At 68.8% G+C, this 21,914-nt stretch carries 20 protein-coding genes; 6 read left to right on the forward strand and 14 right to left on the reverse strand.

Features of this window, described 5'->3' with window-relative positions:
• Nucleotides 1-5: 5 nt before the first annotated feature.
• The 8 genes from ACFT7S_RS23220 to ACFT7S_RS23255 form a co-directional block, all read right to left on the reverse strand.
• Nucleotides 6-893, reverse strand: a complete 888-nt coding sequence (locus ACFT7S_RS23220) for a DUF5936 domain-containing protein (RefSeq protein WP_382734869.1) — start codon at nucleotides 891-893, stop codon at nucleotides 6-8.
• A gap of 41 nt (nucleotides 894-934) precedes the next feature.
• A complete protein-coding gene (locus tag ACFT7S_RS23225; protein WP_382734870.1) occupies nucleotides 935-1,873 on the reverse strand; it encodes a type II secretion system F family protein in 939 nt (312 codons plus the stop codon).
• 58 nt (nucleotides 1,874-1,931) lie between these two features.
• The gene (locus ACFT7S_RS23230; RefSeq protein ID WP_382734872.1) at nucleotides 1,932-3,272 is read right to left on the reverse strand and encodes a CpaF family protein; all 1,341 of its coding nucleotides are present in this window, start codon (nucleotides 3,270-3,272) and stop codon (nucleotides 1,932-1,934) included.
• A gap of 37 nt (nucleotides 3,273-3,309) precedes the next feature.
• Nucleotides 3,310-3,705, reverse strand: a complete 396-nt coding sequence (locus ACFT7S_RS23235; RefSeq protein ID WP_382734875.1) for a TadE/TadG family type IV pilus assembly protein — start codon at nucleotides 3,703-3,705, stop codon at nucleotides 3,310-3,312.
• Complete coding sequence (locus ACFT7S_RS23240) at nucleotides 3,699-4,262, reverse strand: TadE family protein (protein ID WP_382734877.1); 564 nt, start codon at nucleotides 4,260-4,262, stop codon at nucleotides 3,699-3,701. Before ACFT7S_RS23240 ends, ACFT7S_RS23235 begins: the two co-directional genes overlap by 7 nt.
• Before the next feature lie 30 nt (nucleotides 4,263-4,292).
• Entirely contained in the window at nucleotides 4,293-5,540 is a 1,248-nt protein-coding gene (locus tag ACFT7S_RS23245; protein ID WP_382734879.1) for a CpaE family protein, read from the reverse strand.
• Between the two features lie 7 nt (nucleotides 5,541-5,547).
• Nucleotides 5,548-6,261, reverse strand: a complete 714-nt coding sequence (gene cpaB / locus ACFT7S_RS23250; protein ID WP_382734881.1) for a Flp pilus assembly protein CpaB — start codon at nucleotides 6,259-6,261, stop codon at nucleotides 5,548-5,550.
• 136 nt (nucleotides 6,262-6,397) lie between these two features.
• Entirely contained in the window at nucleotides 6,398-7,279 is an 882-nt protein-coding gene (locus ACFT7S_RS23255) for a hypothetical protein (protein ID WP_382734883.1), read from the reverse strand.
• Between the two features lie 379 nt (nucleotides 7,280-7,658).
• Here ACFT7S_RS23255 and ACFT7S_RS23260 point away from each other — a divergent pair, with 379 nt between their 5' ends.
• The 4 genes from ACFT7S_RS23260 to ACFT7S_RS23275 all read left to right on the forward strand — a co-directional run bounded on the left by ACFT7S_RS23260 (nucleotide 7,659) and on the right by ACFT7S_RS23275 (nucleotide 12,226).
• The gene (locus ACFT7S_RS23260) at nucleotides 7,659-9,218 is read left to right on the forward strand and encodes a hypothetical protein (RefSeq protein WP_382734885.1); all 1,560 of its coding nucleotides are present in this window, start codon (nucleotides 7,659-7,661) and stop codon (nucleotides 9,216-9,218) included.
• A 25-nt stretch (nucleotides 9,219-9,243) separates the two neighbouring features.
• Nucleotides 9,244-9,816 (forward strand): hypothetical protein, encoded by a 573-nt coding sequence (locus ACFT7S_RS23265; protein ID WP_382734887.1) that lies wholly within the window; start codon nucleotides 9,244-9,246, stop codon nucleotides 9,814-9,816.
• Between the two features lie 89 nt (nucleotides 9,817-9,905).
• Nucleotides 9,906-10,352: a hypothetical protein gene (locus ACFT7S_RS23270; RefSeq protein WP_382734889.1), complete on the forward strand. Its 447-nt coding sequence runs from the start codon at nucleotides 9,906-9,908 to the stop codon at nucleotides 10,350-10,352.
• A 149-nt stretch (nucleotides 10,353-10,501) separates the two neighbouring features.
• Nucleotides 10,502-12,226: a chitinase gene (locus ACFT7S_RS23275; RefSeq protein ID WP_382734891.1), complete on the forward strand. Its 1,725-nt coding sequence runs from the start codon at nucleotides 10,502-10,504 to the stop codon at nucleotides 12,224-12,226.
• Nucleotides 12,227-12,355: 129 nt separating this feature from the next.
• Here the strand turns inward: ACFT7S_RS23275 and ACFT7S_RS23280 are convergent, their stop codons facing one another.
• The 5 genes from ACFT7S_RS23280 to ACFT7S_RS23300 form a co-directional block, all read right to left on the reverse strand.
• Nucleotides 12,356-13,669 (reverse strand): Nramp family divalent metal transporter, encoded by a 1,314-nt coding sequence (locus ACFT7S_RS23280; protein ID WP_382734893.1) that lies wholly within the window; start codon nucleotides 13,667-13,669, stop codon nucleotides 12,356-12,358.
• 78 nt (nucleotides 13,670-13,747) lie between these two features.
• A complete protein-coding gene (locus ACFT7S_RS23285; protein ID WP_382735030.1) occupies nucleotides 13,748-15,223 on the reverse strand; it encodes a GntP family permease in 1,476 nt (491 codons plus the stop codon).
• Nucleotides 15,224-15,352: 129 nt separating this feature from the next.
• A complete protein-coding gene (locus ACFT7S_RS23290) occupies nucleotides 15,353-15,763 on the reverse strand; it encodes a RidA family protein (protein WP_328905540.1) in 411 nt (136 codons plus the stop codon).
• Between the two features lie 6 nt (nucleotides 15,764-15,769).
• Nucleotides 15,770-16,528, reverse strand: coding sequence for an IclR family transcriptional regulator (locus tag ACFT7S_RS23295; protein WP_382734896.1), 759 nt, complete (start codon nucleotides 16,526-16,528; stop codon nucleotides 15,770-15,772).
• Entirely contained in the window at nucleotides 16,525-17,655 is a 1,131-nt protein-coding gene (locus ACFT7S_RS23300; RefSeq protein ID WP_382734898.1) for a sugar kinase, read from the reverse strand. Before ACFT7S_RS23300 ends, ACFT7S_RS23295 begins: the two co-directional genes overlap by 4 nt.
• 137 nt (nucleotides 17,656-17,792) lie before the next feature.
• On the opposite strand from ACFT7S_RS23300, the gene ACFT7S_RS23305 reads away from it, so the two are divergent.
• On the forward strand, nucleotides 17,793-19,079 hold the full coding sequence (locus ACFT7S_RS23305; protein ID WP_382734900.1) for an alanine racemase: 1,287 nt from the start codon (nucleotides 17,793-17,795) through the stop codon (nucleotides 19,077-19,079).
• Between the two features lie 246 nt (nucleotides 19,080-19,325).
• A complete protein-coding gene (locus tag ACFT7S_RS23310) occupies nucleotides 19,326-20,942 on the forward strand; it encodes an amidohydrolase family protein (protein ID WP_382734902.1) in 1,617 nt (538 codons plus the stop codon).
• 77 nt (nucleotides 20,943-21,019) lie between these two features.
• On the opposite strand, the gene ACFT7S_RS23315 is transcribed toward ACFT7S_RS23310, so the two are convergent.
• Nucleotides 21,020-21,913 carry a serine protease gene (locus tag ACFT7S_RS23315; RefSeq protein ID WP_382734904.1) on the reverse strand — a complete coding sequence of 298 codons (894 nt, stop codon included), beginning with the start codon at nucleotides 21,911-21,913 and terminating at the stop codon, nucleotides 21,020-21,022.
• Nucleotide 21,914: the final 1 nt, after the last annotated feature.

Below are 21,914 nucleotides of genomic sequence, written 5' to 3' on the forward strand. Positions count from 1 at the left end.
CTCGCTCACGTCCCGAAAACGTCTCCGACGTTGACGTCGGCCGCGTAGTAGAAGCCGACGGCGATCAGGATCATCGTTCCGGGGAGCATGAAGCTGGTGATGATCAGCGTCGCCTTGGGGACAGCCTTCGACGCCTTGCGGCGGGCGTTCTGGGCGTCGGTGCGCCGCATGTCGTTGGCGATCTGGATCAGCGTGTCGACGATCGGGGCGCCGAGCTCCTCGCCCTGCTGGAGGGCCGAGACGAACATCGAGACCTGCTCGGACTCATTGCGCTTACGGAGCTGGTCGAAGGCATCGCGGCGGCTGACACCCATGTCCATCTGGCGAAGTGTGATGCGCAGTTCGTCGGCCCAGGGACCGGCGTACTTCTCCGCCACGCGTTCCAATGCCTGCCGGAAGCCGAGTCCGGCCGAGACGACGACGGCGAGGACATCGAGGAAGTCCGGGAGAGTCCGGTCGATGTCGTCCTTGCGCCGCCTGATGGCGGACACGATGATCACGTCGGTCCAGAAGTAGCCGTAGACGGCCATCAACGTCGCAAGTACGACCTGCCCGTTCATCAGCATGGCCAGGGCCGCAAGGCCCCCCAACCCGCCGTAGACCGCCCGCCGCGCCGCGTACCGGTCGACGGTCATACCACCCGGGTTACCCGCCATGTCCAGCTTGCGGCGGACCTTGTCGACCCGCTTGGGGCCCATCATGCGCAGCACCCGGGGCGCGTACCGCATACCCATGCGGTCGACCGCGGAACCGGCGACCGTGGTGCGGGTGGCGCCGACCTCCAGGGCGATGGCCAGGTCGCCGGGGAGTTTGGCGTCGGCGCGGTACATGCGGATGCCCTGGAAGGCTCCGTATACGGCGAGTCCGAAGACGGCCGCGATCAGAAGGTCCATGGTGTGTCCTCTCTCTCCTCATTCATGAAGGGCCGTCGGATTCAGATGCGTACGCGGGTGAGCCGGCTGATCAGGAAGAAGCCCAGGCCGTAGAGGCCCGCCGCGATCACGACGGCGATCCGGCCCGTGGTGGCGGCCGTCATGTCGTCGAGTGCTCCGGCGCGCATGCCGTTGATGATCAGCAGGAAGCCCATACCGAGGATCGGGACGGCGACGGCCGTCACCTTCACCTGGGACAGCAGTGTCGTCACTTCTCGCCGCGTCTCCTTGCGTTCCTCCAGCGTCTCCGTGAGGTTGCGCAGCGAGGAGACGATCGTGCCGCCCGCCCGGTTGGAGAGGATGAGGGTGGAGACCAGCACGGTCAGTTCGCGCGAGGGCAGCCGCTCGACGAGTTCGTTGAGCGCGTCGTCGAGGGAGTGGCCGACGGCCAGCCGGTCGGCGACGCGGCGCAGCTCCTCCTGGGCCGGGTCGTCCAGCTCCTCGACGGCCATAGCGATCGCCGTACGCAGGGCCAGGCCCGCCTGGGTGGCGTTGGCGAGGACGCGGGTGAGCTCCGGCAGCTGGTTGATGAACGCCTCGGTGCGCTTGGCCCGCTGGTAGTTGAGGAAGGCGTTGCCGCCCCAGAGCCCGATGAAAGCGGCGAGCAGACCGAAGAACGGGGCGAAGATCGAACCGATGACGAAGTAGAGGCCGAGCAGTGCGGCCACGACATAGACGGCGTACTCGCCGGGTGTGAGGTCCAGGCCCGTCGCCGAGATCTTGCGCTCGATCTTCTTGCCGAGGCCCGTCCTGCGCAGCCGTCGGTCGATCCCGCGGAATCGCCGGTTGCGCCCGCCGATGGTGATCTGTCCCGTCTGGGACATGCGGTCGAACAGGACCTGCCGCTGTGCCTTGCCCGATGAGTAGATGTGCACGCCGAGGACGGCGAACAGGCCGGCGAGCAGCGTGACGCCGATCGTCAGGAGCGGGAGATTATCCATGGCGGGCGGGGACCTTCTCGGTGGCGGCGGACAGGGGACAGCGAGCGGTGGTCGGTTCTCAGGCGGCGGATCTGCGCATGATCAGCTGGTCCTCCGACTGGGCCACGCCGAAGGCAGCGGGGATCGCCTCACTCGTCATGTAGAGGCGTTCGGCGACCCGGCGGGGCAGCGGGTAGTACTCGAAGTTGCCGTAGACGCGTCCGTCGGCGGCGACCGGATGGGACTTGAAGCGGCAGACGGAGACGATGCGGTAGTCCTCGCGGCCGTGCGAGTCGACGACGGCGATCTCGGTGATGCGGCGGGAACCGTCGGCGTGACGAGTGAGCTGCACGATCACGTCGACGGCGCTGTTGATCTGGTCGTGGATGGCCACGAATGGGATCTCGACCTCGGACATGGAGCTCAGCGTCTGCAGACGCATCAGGGCGTCCTCGGCGTTGTTCGCGTGGACGGTGGCGAGCGAGCCGTCGTGGCCGGTGGACATGGCCTGGAGCATGTCGAGGGTCTCGCCGCCACGGACCTCACCGACGATGATGCGGTCGGGGCGCATACGCAGGGAGTTGCGGACGAGGTCGCGGATGGTGACCTCGCCCTTGCCCTCGACGTTCGACGGACGGCACTCCAGCGTGATCACGTGGGACTGCTGGAGCTGGAGCTCGGCGGAGTCCTCGATGGTGACGATGCGCTCGCCGTTCGGGATGAGGCCGGACAGCGCGTTGAGCAGGGTGGTCTTCCCTGTGCCGGTGGCGCCGGAGACGATCACGTTGAACTTGGCGCGGACCAGGCCCGCGAGCAGCATCAGCATGTGTTCGTCGAGCGAACCGAGGCCGATCATCTCCTGGAGCGTGAAGGCCCGGGGGAACCGGCGGATGGTGAGGATCGGGCCCTTGAGCGAGAGCGGCGGGATGATCACGTTGACACGCTCACCGGAGGGCAGGCGGGCGTCGACCATCGGATTGGCCTCGTCCACACGGCGGTTGACCGTGGAGACGATGCGCTCGATGGTCTGCATCAGCTGTTCGTTGGACGAGAAGCGCATGGGGAGGAGTTCGAGGCGGCCGCCTCGCTCCACGTACACCTGGTCCGGTCCGTTGACCATGATTTCGCTGATGGACGCGTCTTCGAGGAGCGGTTCGAGGATGCCGAGTCCGAGGGCCTCGTCGACGACCCGGCGGATGAGCTGTGAGCGCTCCATGGAGGAGAGGACGGGGCCCTCGCGGCTGATGATGTGGCCCAGTACGCGCTCCAGGCGCGCCCTGCGCTCGGCCGCCGCGAGGGCGGACATCTCGGCGAGGTCGATCTCCTCCAGAAGCTTGGCGCGGTAGACCCCGACGAGCCGGCTCTCTTCGCTCAGCCCGTTGGTCGGCTCGGGGCTCGTGATGCGCGCCCGCAGGCTCATGTCCTCAACTCCCTGTGGTGGTGCGGTGGTACGGAGGTCAGCCGCGCGGCATGGTGGCGCGCTTGGTGACGTTCCCGAAGTCGAACATCGGGATCACGGCGGGGATGTCGATCTCCACGGTCACGGTCACCTCGTCGAAGCCGTGCTGCACCCGGACGTCGGCGTCGTCGGCCAGCCAGCCGCTCATGGAGGCGTACGCCGCCGATCGCCCGTCCATGGAGGCGCGGTCGTACGACTCGACGCGGGCGCCCGAGCGGGAGGCGGTGCCGGCCTGCTGGGCCGCGTACACCGCGATGCCGAGCTGGACGACGGCCATGGCTACGACGAGGAGGAGGGTGAGGACGCCTACGTACTCGATGGCGGCCTGGCCCTTCTGGCGGGCTTTGCGGGCGCGGCTTGCGCGCGGGCCGGGGTGCAGTGCGTGGGTCACCATCCCCAGCTCCTCTCCAGGTTGGCCGACGCCTCGCCGGTCAGGGTCATCGGCGTGTTGAAGGCTCCGGGGAAGAGCAGCGGCACCTGGACGTCCACCCGGGCCGTCATCAGGTCGCCCGAGGCGTGGCAGTTGAAGTTCGCGTCCCAGGCGCTCGGCAGGTCTTCCCGGCCGGCTTGTTCGCAAGCCAGCAGCGCGCTGCCGTTGACCGTCGTGGCGGCGGTGACCGCCTTGTCGGCCGCGTTGCCCGCGAGCATGAAGGTGTAGCCGACCATGGCTGCCTGCCAGAGGAGGGCCAGGGTTATCAGGATCAGCGGGAGTGTGCCGGTGAACTCGATTGCCGCCTGGCCTCGGTCGCCCCTGAACCGGCGAGCGGCTTTGTCCTCAAGCGCCGGACGGGCTTGATTTTGGCCCCGTCGGCCCTGAGTTAACCCGAGACGGGTGGACGTCTTGTCCTCAATCGCCGGACGGGCTTGGTGTGGCCCCGTACGGACATGAGTTGGCCCGGTACGAGTGGACGCTATGTCCTCAATCGCCGGACGGGCTGGATGTGGTCTCACCGGTCCCCCTCAGTGGTATCGATTCGGTCGTCACTTCGTGCGGCCCCGTCGGCCGCCGATCGAGCCACGGTCGCCCTTGAACTTGCCCTGCTTGTCGGCGCCTTCCGTCTGCTTCACAAGGCCCAGGTCACCGGCGAGGCTCCAAAGGGCCTGCTTCACCGAGGACTTGGCCTCCAGGTCCTGCATGCGGCCCGCGTCGACCACCGCCTGGAGTTCCTTGAAGTTGGCGGGGATCACGATCCGGGCGACCTTCGTCGCCGTGATCCGTTCGATCAGTGGCGGCTGGATCTCCGTGTTGCGGGTGTAGCGGTTGACGACCGTGATCGTCTCCTCCGCCTTGCGGATCTGCAGCCGGTCCCAGAGCCGGACCATGCGCTTGGCCGCGCGGACCGTCACCACGTCCGGGGTGGTCACCAGGAGCGTGCGGTCCGCCATCTCGATCGCCGCCGCGTTGGCCGTGTTCATATGCGTACCGCAGTCGATGATCACGATCTCGAAGCGGTGGCGCAGGGCGCTGATCGTCTGGCGTACGACCCGGTCGCTGACCTCCTCGGCCCGTTCCCCCTCGCTCGGCGCGAGCAGCAGCCCGATGCCGGTGTCGTGGTTGAACAGTGCGTCCTGGAGGACCCGGGGCGAGATGTCCTGGATGGTCGACAGGTCGACGATCGACCTGCGGAACTGCACATCGAGGTACGAGGCGACGTCCCCGGACTGGAGGTCCAGGTCGGCGAGGGCGACCGTGTGCCCCGACGCCCTCGCGGCCAGCGCCAGCTGCACGGCGGTGACGGTGGTGCCGACTCCGCCCTTCGCTCCGCTGACGGTGACGACGGTGCCGCTGGGGCCGGTGAAGACGTCCGCGCCCGCGCCCAGGTGGCGCCGTACTCCGACGGACCAGCCCGCCGCGGCCTGAACGCGCTGGGCCAGCTCCTCGTACGAGAGGGGGAGGCCGACCAGGCCACGGGCGCCGGAGTCCATGGCCGCCGAGTAGAGCCCGGGGCTCGCATCGGTGGTGACCAGCACGACCCCGACCGCCGGAAAGCGCAGGGCCACCTCCCGGATCAGCTCCAGGGCCGGAACCGGACCGATCCGCTCGTGCACGAGCACGACCTCGGGCAGCTCGTCCAGCGACTCGGCGGCGAGCCGGGCCAGGGTGTCGAGCAGCGAGGTCGAGTCACCCAGTGGCCCGGCCGGCTCCGCGTCGGGGAGCTGGCTGAGCAGTGTGGTGATGGATCGGGCGGCGTCGGCATCGCCGACAGCCGGGAGGATTCTTGTGCTCATCCGGCCCTCACTTGTTCTTGTCTTCGTCGAGGTTGTAGCTGCCCTCACCCGGACGGAGCGTGGTCGGACTGTTGTCGGGCAGCAGGGCCAGCCGTACGTGCTCGGCGAAGGACTCGGCGTAGGCGACGCGCTGGGCGTCGGTCGTGTTGAGGGCGAAGGTGATCGGCACTGCCTCGGTCGGGCCGGCGCCGCGGTCGTCGCGCTTCGGGTCGAGGGGGGTCAGCTCGCCCACGTCGAGCACCTTGGCGTTGGCCACGATGACGCGTGAGGTGGACTTGTCGCCCTCGTTCTCACCGGCGAAGGTCGCGAAGATGTTGACGAGGTTGCCGGGGTTGATCTTGCCCGCGACTCCGGTCGCGGCGTCGATCATGATGGCGATCTCCTGCTCACCGCTCTGCAGGACGGGGCGCTTGACGATCATGTCGTCCTGGAGCAGGGAGCCCGCGCGCAGTTCGGTGACGGCGATCTTGCCGTTGACGACCGCGAGGTCGGTGATCGCGTTGTCGGACAGCCACCGCTTGGGCATCTCTATCTTCTCGAACTGCCCGGGTTCCAGGGACGTGTAGGGCGCGATGTTCGACTTGACCTGGTACGCGGTCACTTCCGGTCCGACCTTCGAATTCACATCGCTGATCACCGAGAGCACACCGGCGAAGGCGCCGAAGGCGCAGAGGACCGAGAGGAGCAGAAGGATGACGCCGCGGCGTTGCCGTGAATTCATGAGGGGAGCAACCTCGTTGGGAGACGTGGGCCGATGGTCGGACAGAGAGAGTCGGACAGAGAGGAGCCGGGTCGTATCGATCGAAGGTGCCGCACAGGGCCCCGCGTCGGGCCGCTGAGGAGTACGGCACGCGGAATCACGCCCCGTGGTGCATGGATGTTCCTTGGGTGAGGACACCGGAACCGTTGGTTTGGTTCTGCTGGGCTCTCAGCGGAGCCGAGCACAACCCGCAGCGGTCGCCGATGAGTTCATTGCCGCACCAGGCGCAGATCTCCCTGCGGACGGAGGAGACCAGTTGGTAGACGACCGAGATATCGGGCAGGAAGGCGGCGAATTCGATCATCTTCGAGGTGCCCCACCAGCCCGGGGAATCCGTGGGCAGTGGAGCCTCGTGCACGGCCTGGACCTGCCAGGCCGGCGCGATCGTCTCCGTCACCCAGTCCGACTGGAGCTGTCCCTTCGCGACCAGCAGATGGGTCCCGAACTCGGGGCCGGCCAGCTCCTCCCCCGAACCGATCTTGATCAGCTGGGGATTCGGGTTGGCCAGTACGCCGAACTGCGAGCCGGGCACCCACGACTTGGCGTGCGCCTTGAGGCTCACGGGCACCCGGTCGAGCTTGGTGACCGTGCTGAGGAGCGCACCGGCGTGGATGTAGTGGGAGAGCAGCCGGGCCGCCGAGGCGACGACCCCGGCGCTGAAGTCGCAGATGGACAACTGCCGTAACTGGCGCACCAGCACGGCGACGCCCAGCGGTGGGAGGTCCACCTTGAGGAGCGCGATGCGGTCGCTCTCCAGCATCGACCGGATCATGTGCAGCCGCCGCTCGTGGGCGGGCGCGATGTTGGCCGGATAGACGGCGATGACGTAGCCGTGCTGCTCAAGGAGCATGTTCATATCGTTCAGCGCCAGTTCCAGGGGCTGCGCGTCCGGAGCATGCAGAAGCGCCGCGGTGGGCGTCTGCTGGTCCGTGGGCGGAAGCACCAGGTCAGCACTGGTTACTGCTATTGCGGTCGGCACGTATTTCCCCGTTCGGCTCCGGCCGCCGCGTACCGCCGGCCGCAATCGCTCTCCTGCTCCGTGCTCCTGCCTCAGCACTTTAACGACGTAGGCGCAGGCAGAGAACACCTTTCAGTGGCCAGTAACGCAAGACACTGCCCGTACGCACAGGGTGTTCACATCCCAAATCGGCCCAACTGGTTGGTAGTTAAATTCCGTACCAGATAGGCCTTCAACCATGTCGCTCCAGGAGAATGCCTGATCCTTTTCGGGTTTACGGGCCCAGAGCAGCAACATGGGCCCGGATTGGGGTCCCAGGACCCACGCCCACGGACCGTTCGCTTCCGTAATCTCCGGATCCTGCCGGCCGTCGCAGCCGGAGGCGAAGGGGGCTCCTGGAATGGATCAGATCGGGCGAATACCGTCGGTCAGCAGACGCGGGAGCGGCAGGAGTTGGTACGGCCTGCCGCTCGACGACCGGGGCGCCACCGCCACGGAGTACGTCGGCATGGTGGTGGTCGTGACCTCGATCGTCGGCGCGCTGACGGCCACGGGTCTCGGCGGGCGCATCGCGGAACGCTTCAAGTGCGCGGTGTCCTTCGGGGAATGCGGTGGCGGGAACGAGGCCGCACCCAAGACGGACGCGGACTTCGAGCCGCCGCTCTGTCAGCTGTCCTCGATCTCCGACAAGGCCGGCGCCAAGGCGAAGGTCCTGTTCATCGAGTGGGGCGAGGAGTACGGCTTCCAGCAGCAGACGTTCCAGTCGAAGACCGACATGAACGGCGACGGCAAGGTCGACGGGAACGACCAGCAGGTCACCATGACGTTCACGGACGCCGCTTCGATCGCTGCCAAGAAGGACTTCAAACCGGGTCTGAAGGTCGGTTCGTTCGGCGCGGACAAGGTGGAGCTGGGCGCGGGCATCAAGGTCACCAACGGTGACACCTGGGTGTTCAAGAGCGAGGAGGAGGCCAAGTCCTTCCGCGACGACATCGAGATGCTCAAGACGTACGAGCTCTCCAACCGGCACGCCAACGCGCAGGGCGCGGGGCTCGGCAACAGCATTCTGTACATGTTCGGCAAGGGCCCCATGGCCGAGGAGGAGAAGCTCCGCAAGAGCATCGACGAGAAGCTCGGCAACCGGCACATCAGCTACGGCAAGGTCGGCCTGGAGACCAGCGCGTCCGCCGGTATCAAGATCGGCGCCGGGGACGACAAGAAGCTGAGCGCGGCGCTCGGCGGCAACTTCAAGTTCTCCCCCGAAGCGACGTGGACGGACAACGACTTCAAGGGCACCAAGGCGTACACGTACTCCGCGGCGATCGAGTACGGCGCCAAGGCGAGTTACGAAGCCGGGCCGATCAGCGGTGACGCCTCGGCGTCCACCACCCAGACCGGGTCCATCACCGTCACGCACGACAAGAAGACCGGCGAGCTGCTGCGGATCGACATGACCCGCACGGTCGAGAAGGGCACGACCAAGGACGGCGCCAAGGTCGGCGGCGACAACGGGAAGTCCGGCGACGACAAGCGGGGCGGCAGCGGCGGCGTCAAGGGCGGCGGCGAGGACACCGGGATCGAGGTCGTCACCAATTCCGTCGTCCTGAAGCCGGGATCCGAAGGGGACGCCGACCGGAAGATCGCACAGGACTGGCTCAACGGGAACGGGCAGTACGGCCAGCCGTTCAGCTACATGTTCGACGACCACGCGCCGACGAAGCGGCCCGGGGACGACGACAGGTTCGGGCAGCTGCTCTTCGACTCCGGGCTGTCCAGCAGGACGACGTACACCGGCCAGACCGATGCGGCTGAGTACGGCTTCGAGCTGAACCTGGGGCTGAGCCTCGGCTTCTCGGTGTCCACCGAGAAGAAGGAGGAAACGCTGAACAACGCGGAGTTCCTCGGGGCGCCCAACGGAGGCAGCCGAAGCTATGTCCCGTACAGCTACTGTGCGAACTGATCACGGCGACAGGAGCAAGCCAGCCATGAACACCCTTACGAACCGTCTGATCTCCGGGACCGCCGTCCTCGCCCTGGGCCTGCTGACCACGGGATGCGGGGACGACTCCGCCACCGGCGCGGTGCCCGAGGGCTGGGACAAGCTGACCACCCCGGCCGTCTCGGTCGCCCGTCCCCCCGCCTTCAAGGAACAGAGCGGCGCCGAGCGCGGCAAGCACAACGCGGCCGCCGCACGGATCACCGAGGGCGGCAGGACGGTCGGCACGATCACCGTGCAGCTGGACTTCACCAATGCCGACACGGCGGAGGAGGCGGCGATCGGCGCGGAGGCCGGGGTCGCGCTCGGCGCCAGGCTGAAGGAGCAGTCGGACGTCGAGGTCCACGGCCCCGAGGAGGTGCGGAACGCCAAGCGTGTCGACTTCGCGTTCACCTCCGGCGGGGAGGCCGGGACCCCGGAGAAGGGCACCGAGGTCAAGGGTGTGATCATCACCGGCCTCGACTCGGAGAAGAAGAGCTACGCGGTCCGGATCGACGCGGCCAAGGGCAGTCTGTCCGCGTCCGACCTGGACCGGATCATCGAAAGCATCACGGTGAAGTAGGGCCTCTCGTTCGGATCACCCCGCGAGCCCGGCATGATCCGAACGAGAGGCCCCTGGCCCGTGATACGCCGACACGGAGGCGGAAGAGCATGACGCGGTACATCTACCCCGGGGCCCCCACCCGCCGGGACGACGGGCGCGGGGCGGTGATCTTCGCCCTGGCCCGCGCCTGGGCCGCCGGCATCATCGTGCTGATCGTCACCGAGTACGTGCAGGCCAGTGTCGTGTACGAGCATGTGGCGACGCCGGGACGCATGGAGACGTTCGGCGGGCGCATGCTACTGATCCACATACCCAACGTGGTCTGCCTGGCCCTCGCGACGTGGGCGGCCGCCCGGCTGCACCGTGAGCCGTTCCGCCACTCGCTGCCGCAGCATCTGGCCGCGGCGATCTGTGTGCCGATCGTGGCGCAGCTGCTCAACATGGCGGTGCAGTGGGAGGAGATGGCGGCCGAGGGGCTGTTCATGTCGAACGTGGTGGCGGCGGTGGCGTGTGTGGCGGGGTACGCGGCGGACCGGTTGCAGGACGACGCCTGACAGCCTCCCAGGGGCCTGCCGTTCGGAGGCGGAACCGTACGAGTCACCGTCAGAGGTCTTGACAACTCAATTGGTCTGGACCAGTTTATGGGCCAACGGTGGCCACCGCACACTCCGCCAGCACCCCCCAACTCCCCACGGAGGCACCAGTGGAACGCTCCGCAGGCAGCAGACGCCGCAGGCGTCACAGCCGGCCCGTCCTCGGCACCGTCACGGCTGTCCTCGCGGCCGGGGCCCTGACAGTCACCGGCCTCGTCAGCACCGCGGAAGCGGCCGACGTCAACGTCGCCAAGAACGCCGGCTTCGAATCCGGGCTCGCCAACTGGACCTGTTCGGCCGGCAGCGGCACCACGGTCTCCTCCCCCGTGCACGGCGGTACCTCCGCCCTCAAGGCCTCCCCGGCCGGCCAGGACAACGCCAAGTGCACGCAGACCGTCGCCGTGAAGCCTGACTCGACGTACACGCTCAGCGCCTGGGTGCAGGGCGGGTACGCGTACCTCGGCGCCACGGGAACCGGCACCACGGACGTCTCCACCTGGACGCCGGACTCCGGCAGCTGGAAGCAGCTGACGACCAGCTTCCGTACCGGCCCGAGCACCACCTCTGTCACCGTCTACACCCACGGCTGGTACGGCCAGGCCGCCTACTTCGCCGACGACGTCTCCGTGACCGGGCCCGACGGCGGAGGCGGCACCGACCCCGCCCCGCAGATCCCCGCCGCGCCCGCCGGACTCGCCGCCGGTACGACGACGACCTCCTCCGTACCCCTGACCTGGAACGCGGTCTCCGGCGCGACCGGCTACACCGTCTACCGGGACGGCACGAAGGCCACCACCTCCACCGGGACCTCGGCGACGATCACCGGTCTGGCCGCCGACACGGCGTACCAGTTCGCGGTGAGCGCCACCAACGCCGCCGGTGAGTCCGTCAAGTCCGCGACGATCAGCGCCCGTACGGCGAAGACGGGTGACCCCGGCCCGGTGACCTCCGTACCCAAGCACGCGGTGACCGGGTACTGGCAGAACTTCAACAACGGCGCGACCGTCCAGAAGCTCAGCGACGTCCCCGCGAACTACGACATCATCGCGGTCTCCTTCGCCGACGCCACGACGACACCGGGCGCCGTCACGTTCAACCTCGACACGGCGGGCCTGAACGGCTATACCGTCGACCAGTTCAAGGCCGACATCAAGGCCAAGCAGGCGGCCGGGAAGAACGTCATCATCTCGGTCGGCGGCGAGAAGGGCGCCGTCGCCGTCAACAGCGACGCCTCCGCGACGGCCTTCGCGAACTCCGTCTACGCGCTCATGCAGGAGTACGGCTTCAACGGGGTCGACATCGACCTGGAGAACGGCCTCAACTCCACGTACATGACGAAGGCCCTGCGCGCCCTGTCGTCGAAGGCGGGCTCCGGCCTCGTCATCACGATGGCACCGCAGACCATCGACATGCAGTCGACGTCCGGTGAGTACTTCAAGACGGCGCTCAACATCAAGGACATCCTGACCGTCGTCAACATGCAGTACTACAACAGCGGTTCGATGCTCGGCTGCGACGGCAAGGTCTACTCGCAGGGCTCGGTGGACTTCCTCACCGCGCTCGCCTGCATCCAGCTTGAGGGCGGCCTCGACCCCTCACAGGTCGGCCTCGGAGTCCCGGCCTCCACCCGGGGCGCGGGCAGCGGCTACGTATCACCGTCCATCGTGAACGCCGCGCTGGACTGCCTGGCAAAGGGCACCAACTGCGGCTCGTTCAAGCCGTCGAAGACCTACCCGACGCTGCGCGGCGCGATGACCTGGTCCACGAACTGGGACGCCACGGCGGGCAACGCCTGGTCGAACGCGGTGGGCCCGCACGTGCACGGCCTGCCGTAACCGGTTGAGACGGGTTGCGCGGCCTGCGGCCCCGCCTTTGTCCTCAATCGCCGGACGGGCTTGAGCTCGATATGCCCCCCAGCAGCGCCGCCGCTCCCCCGGCGGCGCTGCTGCGGTCGTTCGCTCAGCTCACCACGGCAGGTCGCGCACCTGCTGTACGCACAGCACGAGGAACAGCAGTCCGGCCGTCGCCAGCATTCCGTTGCTGAGCCACCCGTTGCGCCATTCCAGCGGCGTACGCGAGGAGTTGAGCAGCCAGATCAGCGTCAGGGCGAGGAACGGCATGAAGAAGGCACCGAGCACCCCGTAGAAAATGACCAGGCCGAACGGCTCGTCCAGCCACAGCAGCGTCATCGGCGGGAAGGTCAGCCAGAGGACATACGCGCGGAAGGGCACCGACCTCTCCTGTCGGGCGATCTGCGGGCCTCCCGGCTCGTCCGCCGCACCGGCACCGCCCGCGGCCCGGTCGGCGCGGATGCGCTCGACGAAGTCGGCGAACATCAGGCTCACGCCGTGCCACACCCCGATGAGCGACGAGAACGACGTGGCGAAGAAGCCGACCAGGAACAGCTTCGCGGTGACCGCGCCGAAACGGTCCTCCAGGATGACCCCGAGGTCGATCAGACCGCGGTCGCCCTTGGTCAGCGCCAGCTGGGAGGAGTGCAGCAGTTCGGCGCCGACGATCAGCATGGCGACGACGAAGATCCCGGTGGTGATGTAGGCGACCCGGTTGTCCAGGCGCATCACCTTCATCCAGGAGGAGTTGTTCCAGCCCTTGGCGTTCACCCAGTACCCGTACGCGGCCATGGTGATCGTGCCGCCGACCCCGCCGATCAGCCCGAGCGTGTAGATCAGCGAGCCGTCGGGGAGTACGGGGGCGAGCCCGGCGATGGACGCGCCGACGTCCGGTCCCACCCGCAGGGCGACGTAGACGACGACCACGAACATCACGCCGACCAGGACCGTCATGACCTTCTCGAAGACGGCGTACTGGTTGAACCAGACGAAGACCAGGCCGATCAGACCCGTGATGATCGCCCAGGTCTTCAGCCCCGGGCCGTCCGGGAAGAGCGCCACGATGGGCAGGGCGCTGGACGACATGGCCGTCGCGCCGTACACGAACCCCCAGATGACGACGTACACCGCGAAGTAGACGGTGGTCCACGATCCGAGGGTGCGCCAGCCCTCGAAGAGGGTCCGGCCGGTGGCCAGGTGCCACCGGCCGGCCGCTTCGGCAAGCGAGATCTTGACGAGGCAGCCGATCACGGCCGCCCACATGAGGGTGTATCCGAACTTGCTGCCCGCGATCAGCGTCGCGACCAGATCCCCGGCTCCGACGCCGGTTGCGGCGACGACGATGCCCGGTCCGATGTACTTCCAACTCGACTTGCGCGGTCGGGAGTCGATCTCCCCTGTCCCTGTGGTTCCGCTGATCTCCGCCATGTCGATCAAAGAAGCGCAAAGAGATCGATCGCACAAGGGGGTGTGCGCGGGCCGTGCCGGATCTCCAGAGAGTCCGTGCTAGATCACCAGACTGAGCAGTGCGGCGACCACGAAGCCCGCGACCGACAGGACCGTTTCCAGGACCGTCCACGACTTCAGGGTGTCGCGCTCCGAGATGCCGAAGTACTTGGCGACCATCCAGAAACCGCCGTCGTTGACGTGCGAGGCGAAGATCGAGCCCGCCGAGATCGCCATGATGATCAGCGCGAGGTGCGCCTGCGACATGTCCTGGCCCTCGACCAGGGGTACGACGATTCCGGCCGTGGTCACGATCGCGACCGTCGCCGAGCCCTGCGCGACGCGCAGTACCACGGAGATCAGCCAGGCCAGCAGGATGACCGGGAGGCCGACGTCGTTGAAGGTGTCGGCGAGCGCGTTGGCGATGCCGCTGCCCTTGAGCACGGCACCGAAGATGCCGCCCGCGCCGACGACGAGCAGGATGTTGCCGACCGGCTTGAGCGAGGACGTGGAGACCGATTCGAGGGACTTGCGGGACCAGCCGCGCCGGATGCCGAGTACGTAGTACGCGAGGAGCAGCGCGATCGTCAGGGCGACGAACGGGCTGCCGAAGAACTCGATGACCGAGCGCAGGGTGGAGGGGTCCAGCGCGATGGAGGAGAACGTCGCGGCGAGGATCAGCACGAGCGGGGTGCCGATGATCGCGAGTACGGTCCCGAGCCCGACCGGGTCCTCGCGCGGGGTGACCCCGGCGGCCCGCTGCTCGGCGGCGACGGCGGCCTTGGCCTCCTCGGCGGCCTCGACCATGTCCTGCGGTACGTCGACGAAGATCCGCTTGCCGATCCAGGCGGCGTAGACCCAGGCGGCGAGGACGGACGGGATACCGACGACGGCGCCCATCAGGATGACCCAGCCGAGCGAGACGTTGAACAGTCCGGCGGCGGCGACGGGGCCGGGGTGCGGCGGCAGGAACGCGTGCGTCATCGAGAGACCGGCCAGCAGCGGCATCGCGTACAGCAGGATCGACTTGCCGGAGCGCTTCGCGGCGGCGTACACGATCGGCGCGAGGACGAAGATGCCGACGTCGAAGAAGACCGGGATACCGAAGATCAGGCCGGTGAGGCCCATGGCGAGCGGGGCGCGCTTCTCGCCGAAGAGGTTCAGCAGGCGGGTGCTCAACACCTCGGCCCCGCCGGAGACTTCGAGGATCGCGCCGAGCATCGTGCCGAGGCCGATGATGATCGCGACATGGCCGAGGATGCCGCCCATGCCCGATTCGATGACGGAGACGGCGGCGGACTTCTGCACCGTACCGAAGAGTTCGGTGACGGAGAGGCCCGCGCCCAGGCCGACGGCTATGGAGACCGCGAGCAGCGCGACGAACGGCTGGAGCCTGGCCTTGATGATCAGGAAGAGGAGGAGGGCGATACCGAGGGCGGCGACGGTCAGCAGGCCTGCGGTGCCGTCGATCAGCAGGAGGAGTCCACCGGTGTGGGGTGGCGTCTCGACCGGCGGCGGGGTGGCGGCGAGCAGCATGGGTAACTCCGGTTTCGGAGAGGGCACTTGGGCAGGGTGGAGCGCGGCACGGCGCCCCCGTGCTGCGGGGCGCCGTGCCGTTGCGGCGTGGTGGTGGGGTGATGCGGTGAAGCAACGGGGTCGGCAGGATCAGCTGAGGACCGCGAGCGCGTCGATCTCGATGAGCAGGCCCTTGGGGAGGCCGACGTAGACCGTCGTACGGGCGGCAGGGGCCTCCTTGAGGTTCTGCTCGCCGAAGTAGGTGTTGTAGATCTCGTTCATCTCCGCGAAGTGGTCCACGTCGGTGAGGTAGACGCGCATCATCATCACGTCGTCCCAGCTCGCGCCGCCCTCCTCCAGGATGGCCTTGACGTTCGCGAAGGTCTGGAGGGTCTGCTCGCGCAGCGTCGGACCCGCGGGCGTGGGCGCCTGGCCCTCGACGGCGGGCAGGAAGCCGACCTGGCCGGCGACCTGGAGGATGTTCCCCTTCTTCACGCCGTGCGAGAACTTCGCGGGCGGGGCGGTGTGGGTGCTCGGGGTGAGAGCGGTCTTCTCGGTCATGGCAGTTCAGGCTTTCTTCGTGGGGGCGTTGCCGGAGTACTCCCGGCTGATGGTGTCGGCGGTGCGACGCACCAGCGGAAGCAGCGTGAGGAGTTCCTCGCGTGTGACGACGACGTTGGGCGCGGACACCGACATGGCGGCGACGACCCGGCCGTCCGCACCGCGGATGGGGGCGCCGACACAGTTGATGGACTCCTCGTGGCCACCGAGGTCGGTGGCCCAGCCCTGTTCGCGTACGACGGAGAGCTCCTTGAGGAACGCCCCGGCGTTCGGGGTCGAACGGGACGTGTACATGGGGTAGTCGAGCTTCTCGGCGACCACGCGCCGTTCCGGCTCGGAGAGGTCGGCGAGCAGCAGCTTGGCGACCGCGGCGACGGTGATCGCGACGGGTTTGCCGATCCGCGAGTACATCCGGACCGGGTAGCGGCTCTCGACCTTGTCGATGTAGAGGACCTCGTTCTCCTCGTACACCGCGAGGTGCACCGTGTGCCCGCACTGCTCGTTCAGTTCGACGAGGTGCGGGTGGGCGATCTCCCGTACGTCGAGGTTCTCGACGGCTTCCTGCGCGAGCGCGAAGAGGCGGGCGCCCAGGCGGTAGCGCTGGTCACTCTGGCGGTAGACGAGTCCGTGCTCGTGGAGCGTACGGAGCAGACGCAGCGCCGTGGACTTGTGGACGCCGAGCCGCTCGGCGACCTGTCCGAGGTCGGCGGGCCCCTGGGCGAGCAGCGGAAGAATGCTCAGCGCCCGGTCGACGGTCTGACTCATGTCGTACGTACCTCCTGGTCGTCCCCCGTCCACCCGGGGCCGAGACGAAGTCTCCCCCAGGCGTGGTCGTCGAGACCGGCAAGGCGGTCGGCGTGGGCCCGGGCCGGGGGGTCGGTGAGGTCACCGGGGACGGTGAGGACGGCGGCGGCCATCAGGTGACCGTGCCGGGCGCGCTCGCGTACGGGGAGTCCGCGCAGGGTGGCGGAGAGAAACCCGGCGGCGAACGCGTCGCCGGCACCGACGGGGGCGACGACGTCGACGCGGAGGGCGGGGACGGTGGTGGCATCTTCAGCCCCTCCGGCGATTGAGGAGCGGGGGCCGGGGCCATTCTCAGCCCCTCCGGCGACTGAGGAGCGGGGGCCGGGGCAGGGCCCCGAAAAGACGGTCACCCCGTCCGCCCCCCGCTTCACGACCAGCACGCCCGGCTCCGGCAACACCTCCCGGATCGCGTCAGCGCCCCGCACACCCCACGCCTCCTCCGCCTCGTCCTCCCCGACGAAGGCGAGGTCGGACCGGCGCGCGAGGTCGAGCAGGACATCCGGACCCGCGTCGCCGTCCCGCCCACGCCACAGCCCCGGCCGGTAGTTCACGTCGAACGAGACCAGCGGACGACCCTCCCGCGGCGCGGTCAGATCGTGGAGCAGCTCCAGGCACTCCGCGGACAGGGCGGCCGTGATCCCGGACAGGTGCAGGACACGGCCCGAGAACACGTCCTCGTACGGCACGTTCCGTACGGACATCGCGGAGGCAGCCGACCCGGCGCGGTAGTACGCCACCTCGTGGACGTCCGTCGCCCGGTCGGTCGCCGTGCGGAAGTAGATGCCGGTGGGCCGGTCCGGGTCGCGCCGGACGGCGCCGGTGTCGACCCCGTACCCCGCGACCGTCTCCACGAGGTGGTCGCCGAAGCCGTCCGTGCCGACCCGGCTGACCCACGTCGCCCGGTGCCCGGCCGCGGCCAGCGCACAGGCGACATTGGACTCGGCGCCACCGATACCGCGCTTGAATGCGGGTACGTCGGCGAGGCGGCCGGGCCGCGAGGGCAGGAACGTCACCATGGACTCACCGAGGCAGACGACATCGGTGGTCGTGTCGGCACGGGCGGCCGTCCCTGCTACCGGTCCGGGCACTCTGGGCTCCTCGCTGATCAGCGTTCAGCGCCGGTTCTCACCATTGACCCGGCGTCGGCTCGGATGTTAGACAGCGTTAAGCGATATGCGCAATGGGTGTTGCATATGCTGCAACGACAACTCTTTAGGAGGCTCCCTTGGCCGCCGACCACCCGGTCACCCTGGCCGGCATCGCCGACGAACGGGTCGACCACCGCTTCAAAGCACTCCCGCCCGACGCGGAGGGTCTGACCGTCGGCGACCTGGCCGCCGAGCGCCGCAACCTCTTCACGGGCGGATTCACCACCCCGGTGCTGGCCCTGTCCGCGGAGTCGGTGGAGCACAACCTCGCCCTCCTGGAAACGTACGCGGACCGCCACGGCCTCGCGTTCGCCCCGCACGGCAAGACCTCCATGGCCCCGCAGCTCTTCGCGGACCAGCTGGAGCGCGGCGCCTGGGGCATCACCGCCGCCGTCCCGCACCAGGCCAGGGTCTACCGGGCCTACGGCATCCAGCGGATCTTCCTCGCCAACGAGGTCGTCGACGCGGTCGCGCTGCGCTGGGTGGCCCGCGAACTGGAGGCGGACCCGGACTTCCGCTTCGTCTGTTACGTCGACTCCGTACGCGGCGTCGAGCTGATGGACGAGGCCCTGCGCGCGGCGGGCGCCACGCGTCCGGTCGACGTCGTGGTGGAGCTGGGCGCGGGCGAGGGCGCCCGCACCGGGGCCCGTACCGACGCCGACTGCGCGGCGGTCGCGGACGCGGTGACCGCCGTGCCCACGCTCCGGCTGACCGGCGTCGCCGGTTACGAGGGCGAGGTGCCGGACGCCTCCCCCGAGCGGGTACGCGACTGGCTGCGCCGGCTCGTCGCGGTCGCGGCGGACTTCGACCGGGCGGGCGCGTTCACTGGTGCGGACGAGATCCTGATCAGTGCGGGCGGCAGCGCGTGGTTCGACACCGTGGCCGAGGTCTTCGCGGAGATCCCCGAACTCTCGTTGCCCGTATGCAAGTTGCTGCGCTCGGGTGCGTACGTCTCGCACGACGACGGCCATTACCTGCGCATCACCCCGTTCAACCGGGTCCCTGAGGAGGGCGCGCTGCAGCCCGCGTTCCGGCTGTGGGCCCAGGTGGTCTCGCGTCCCTCCGGCGAGCAGGCGTTCCTCAACGCGGGCAAGCGGGACGCGGCGTACGACCTCGACCTCCCGCAGGCGCAGGTCGTGCGCTCGGCGCGCGACGGTTCGGTGCGCGCGGCGACGGGGGTGACGGTCACGGGTCTGTCGGACCAGCACACGTGGCTGCGGACCGAGGCGGGGGCGGAGCTGGAGGTGGGCGACTGGGTCGGGATGGGTCTGTCGCATCCGTGCACGAGCTTCGACAAGTGGCAGTTGATTCCGCTGGTCGAGGCGGACGGCACGGTGACGGACTACATCCGCACGTTCTTCTGACCCCTACGGGGTTCGTTTCCCCACCCCGCCCCTTCCCGTACCGGGGGCTCTGCCCCCGGACCCCCGCTCCTCAATCGCCGGAGAGGCTTGAGATGTCACCCGGCACGTCACGAGCAGCCGGCAGCCAATCAAGCCCGTCCGGCGATTGAGGACAACGCCCGCAGGGCGTGCGGGGTCTGGGGCCGAGCCCCAGTTACGGGAAGGGGCGGGGTGGGGAAAAAGAAGGGCCCCCTGAAAGGCACCCCCATGGACCTGGTCATCCGCGACGCGACCGTCATCGACGGCTCCGCCGTCCCCTCCTACCGCGCGGACGTCGCCCTCGACAACGGCCGGATCGCCGCGATCCACCGCGAAGGCGACGGCCGACGCCCCACCGCCCGCCGCACCCTGGACGCCGACGGCCTCGCCCTCTCGCCCGGGTTCATCGACATGCACGCGCACAGCGACCTCGCGCTGCTCCGCGACCCGGACCACAGCGCGAAGGCCGCCCAGGGCGTCACCCTCGAAGTCCTCGGCCAGGACGGCCTCTCGTACGCACCGGTCGACGACCGCACGCTCACCGAGGTGCGCAAGGCCATCACCGGCTGGAACGGCGACGGTTCGGACATCGACTTCGACTGGCGCACGGTCGGTGAGTACCTGGACCGCCTCGACCGCAACTTCGGCGGCCAGGGCATCGCGGTCAACGCCGCCTACCTCATCCCGCAGGGCACGGTCCGGATGTACGCGGTCGGCTGGGACGACCGCCCCGCCACCGCGACCGAACTGAACCGTATGAAGGAACTCGTCGCCCAGGGCATGACCGAGGGCGCGGTGGGCATGTCCTCCGGCCTGACGTACACCCCCGGCATGTACGCGAACGACGCCGAACTCACCGAACTCTGCCGGGTGGTGGCCGAGCACGGCGGCTACTACTGCCCGCACCACCGCTCCTACGGCGCGGGCGCCCTCGCCGCGTACGAGGAGATGGTCGAGCTCACCCGGACCGCGGGCTGCGCCCTCCATCTCGCGCACGCCACCATGAACTTCGGTGTGAACAAGGGCAAGGCGCCGGAGCTCCTCACCCTCCTCGACAGCGCCCTCGACGCCGGCGCCGACATCTCCCTCGACACCTACCCGTACACCCCCGGCTGCACCACTCTCGTCGCGATGCTGCCGAGCTGGGCGAGCGAGGGCGGGCCCGAGTCGGTCCTCACCCGGCTCGCGGACGACTCGACAGCCGAGCGCATCCGCCACCACCTGGAGGTGCTCGGCTCGGACGGCTGCCACGGGGTGCCGATCGAGTGGGACACCATCGAGATCTCGGGCGTCAGCGTGCCGTCCCTCGCCGGCCATGTCGGCCGTACGGTCGCCGAGTCCGCGCGGCTGCGCGGCGAGGCCCCGTGGGTCACCGCCCGCCGTCTGCTCATCGAGGACCGGCTCGGCTCCACGATCCTCCAGCACGTGGGCCACGAGGAGAACGTGCAGCAGATCATGCGCCACCGCGTCCACACGGGCGGCAGCGACGGCATCCTCCAGGGCGACAAGCCGCACCCCCGCGCGTACGGCACGTTCCCGCAGTATCTCGGCCAGTACATGCGGGAGTTGGGCATCCTCACCCTGGAGGAGTGCGTGGCGCACCTGACCTCGCGCCCGGCGGCCCGGCTGAGGCTGCCCGACCGCGGGCTGGTCCGTGAGGGCTACCGCGCCGACCTGGTCCTCTTCGACCCGCAGACGGTGGCGGCCGGCTCGACGTTCGACAAGCCGCGCACCCTGCCCGTGGGCATCCCGCACGTCCTGATCGACGGCCGCCCCGTCATCGAGGACGGCAAGCGGACCCAGATCCTCGCGGGGAAGGCGGTCCGGGGCAGGGGACGCGCCTGACGGACCCGGCCGAACCCGTGCGATGCATGTGCTGCGGGCCCAGCCGGTTGCCGAGCAGGGTTCGGCTGCCGCCGGCGCTACGGCTTGGGCAGTGCGCACCCCTCCCGGCCCAGGTCGATCTTGTTGCCGATGCCGACGCACGGCACGATGCCGTAGGTCTGCTGGGCGTAGTTGATGCCCTGGCGAACGGTCACGTTGCCGGACTCGTCGACCTCACACGGATTGTTGTCCGTGCACTCCTGCCCGTCCTCGTTGCCCGTGTTGTTCACGGCGACGACCTTGCCGGTCGCGTTGTCGATCACCGGGGAGCCGGACGTACCACCGATCGTCTTGCAGGCGGAGGTGTAGCGGACCGAGTCCTTCCAGGTCCACAGCCCCTCCTTGAGGCGGTGGGCGAAGCCGTCGATGCTGCAGCTGTACGTCCGCTTCCAGTACCCGGAAACGACCGTGATCGCGGTGCCCTGCACCGGGTGGGCGGCGTTGAGTTCCAGCGCCTTGATGCCGTAGCTGCTCTCGATCTGGGCGTAGGTGCTGGTGAGCTCGTACAGCGAGACATCGGTGTCGGTCATCGTCCCGTACGCGATCTTGCTCGCGCGCAGCGTGCCGACGCCGGTGCCCGCGGCGTTCAGCAGGGTGAAGCTGCGCGTGGACGGCTGGTCGAGCACGACCTCGCCCGGGCCGGGGAAACCGGACTCCATGCAGTGCCCGTTGGAGAGCACGAGTGCGGGGTCGGTGGACTGGGAGCTCGGCGTACGGACGACGGAACCGGAACAGTTGCTGAGCGCGACCGTCCCGGCGAAGTTGACCGCCTTGGGCCGGGCTTTCGCCGCGGCCGTCGCCTGGCTCGAAGCCGCCGCGACAGTCGCTGTGCCGGGCGCTGCCGCTTCATGGCTGGTGGCCGCGGTCGCGGGTGCGATACCTGCCCCGAGGAGCAGGACAGCAAAGAATGCGCCGACGAGAGGCTTTTTCATG

It is taken from the genome of Streptomyces sp. NPDC057136 (assembly GCF_042670885.1).
Taxonomy (GTDB): Bacteria; Actinomycetota; Actinomycetes; order Streptomycetales; family Streptomycetaceae; genus Streptomyces.

Excerpts from the sequence above, each read along its gene's own strand:
- ACFT7S_RS23220 (WP_382734869.1), bottom strand. The coding sequence starts at position 893 with ATGGACCTTCTGATCGCGGCCGTCTTCGGACTCGCCGTATACGGAGCC.
- ACFT7S_RS23225 (WP_382734870.1), bottom strand. The coding sequence starts at position 1,873 with ATGGATAATCTCCCGCTCCTGACGATCGGCGTCACGCTGCTCGCCGGC.
- ACFT7S_RS23230 (WP_382734872.1), bottom strand. The coding sequence starts at position 3,272 with ATGAGCCTGCGGGCGCGCATCACGAGCCCCGAGCCGACCAACGGGCTG.
- ACFT7S_RS23235 (WP_382734875.1), bottom strand. The coding sequence starts at position 3,705 with ATGGTGACCCACGCACTGCACCCCGGCCCGCGCGCAAGCCGCGCCCGC.
- ACFT7S_RS23245 (WP_382734879.1), bottom strand. The coding sequence starts at position 5,540 with ATGAGCACAAGAATCCTCCCGGCTGTCGGCGATGCCGACGCCGCCCGA.
- cpaB (WP_382734881.1), bottom strand. The coding sequence starts at position 6,261 with ATGAATTCACGGCAACGCCGCGGCGTCATCCTTCTGCTCCTCTCGGTC.
- ACFT7S_RS23260 (WP_382734885.1), top strand. The coding sequence starts at position 7,659 with ATGGATCAGATCGGGCGAATACCGTCGGTCAGCAGACGCGGGAGCGGC.
- ACFT7S_RS23265 (WP_382734887.1), top strand. The coding sequence starts at position 9,244 with ATGAACACCCTTACGAACCGTCTGATCTCCGGGACCGCCGTCCTCGCC.
- ACFT7S_RS23270 (WP_382734889.1), top strand. The coding sequence starts at position 9,906 with ATGACGCGGTACATCTACCCCGGGGCCCCCACCCGCCGGGACGACGGG.
- ACFT7S_RS23280 (WP_382734893.1), bottom strand. The coding sequence starts at position 13,669 with ATGGCGGAGATCAGCGGAACCACAGGGACAGGGGAGATCGACTCCCGA.
- ACFT7S_RS23285 (WP_382735030.1), bottom strand. The coding sequence starts at position 15,223 with ATGCTGCTCGCCGCCACCCCGCCGCCGGTCGAGACGCCACCCCACACC.
- ACFT7S_RS23290 (WP_328905540.1), bottom strand. The coding sequence starts at position 15,763 with ATGACCGAGAAGACCGCTCTCACCCCGAGCACCCACACCGCCCCGCCC.
- ACFT7S_RS23295 (WP_382734896.1), bottom strand. The coding sequence starts at position 16,528 with ATGAGTCAGACCGTCGACCGGGCGCTGAGCATTCTTCCGCTGCTCGCC.
- ACFT7S_RS23310 (WP_382734902.1), top strand. The coding sequence starts at position 19,326 with ATGGACCTGGTCATCCGCGACGCGACCGTCATCGACGGCTCCGCCGTC.
- ACFT7S_RS23315 (WP_382734904.1), bottom strand. The coding sequence starts at position 21,913 with ATGAAAAAGCCTCTCGTCGGCGCATTCTTTGCTGTCCTGCTCCTCGGG.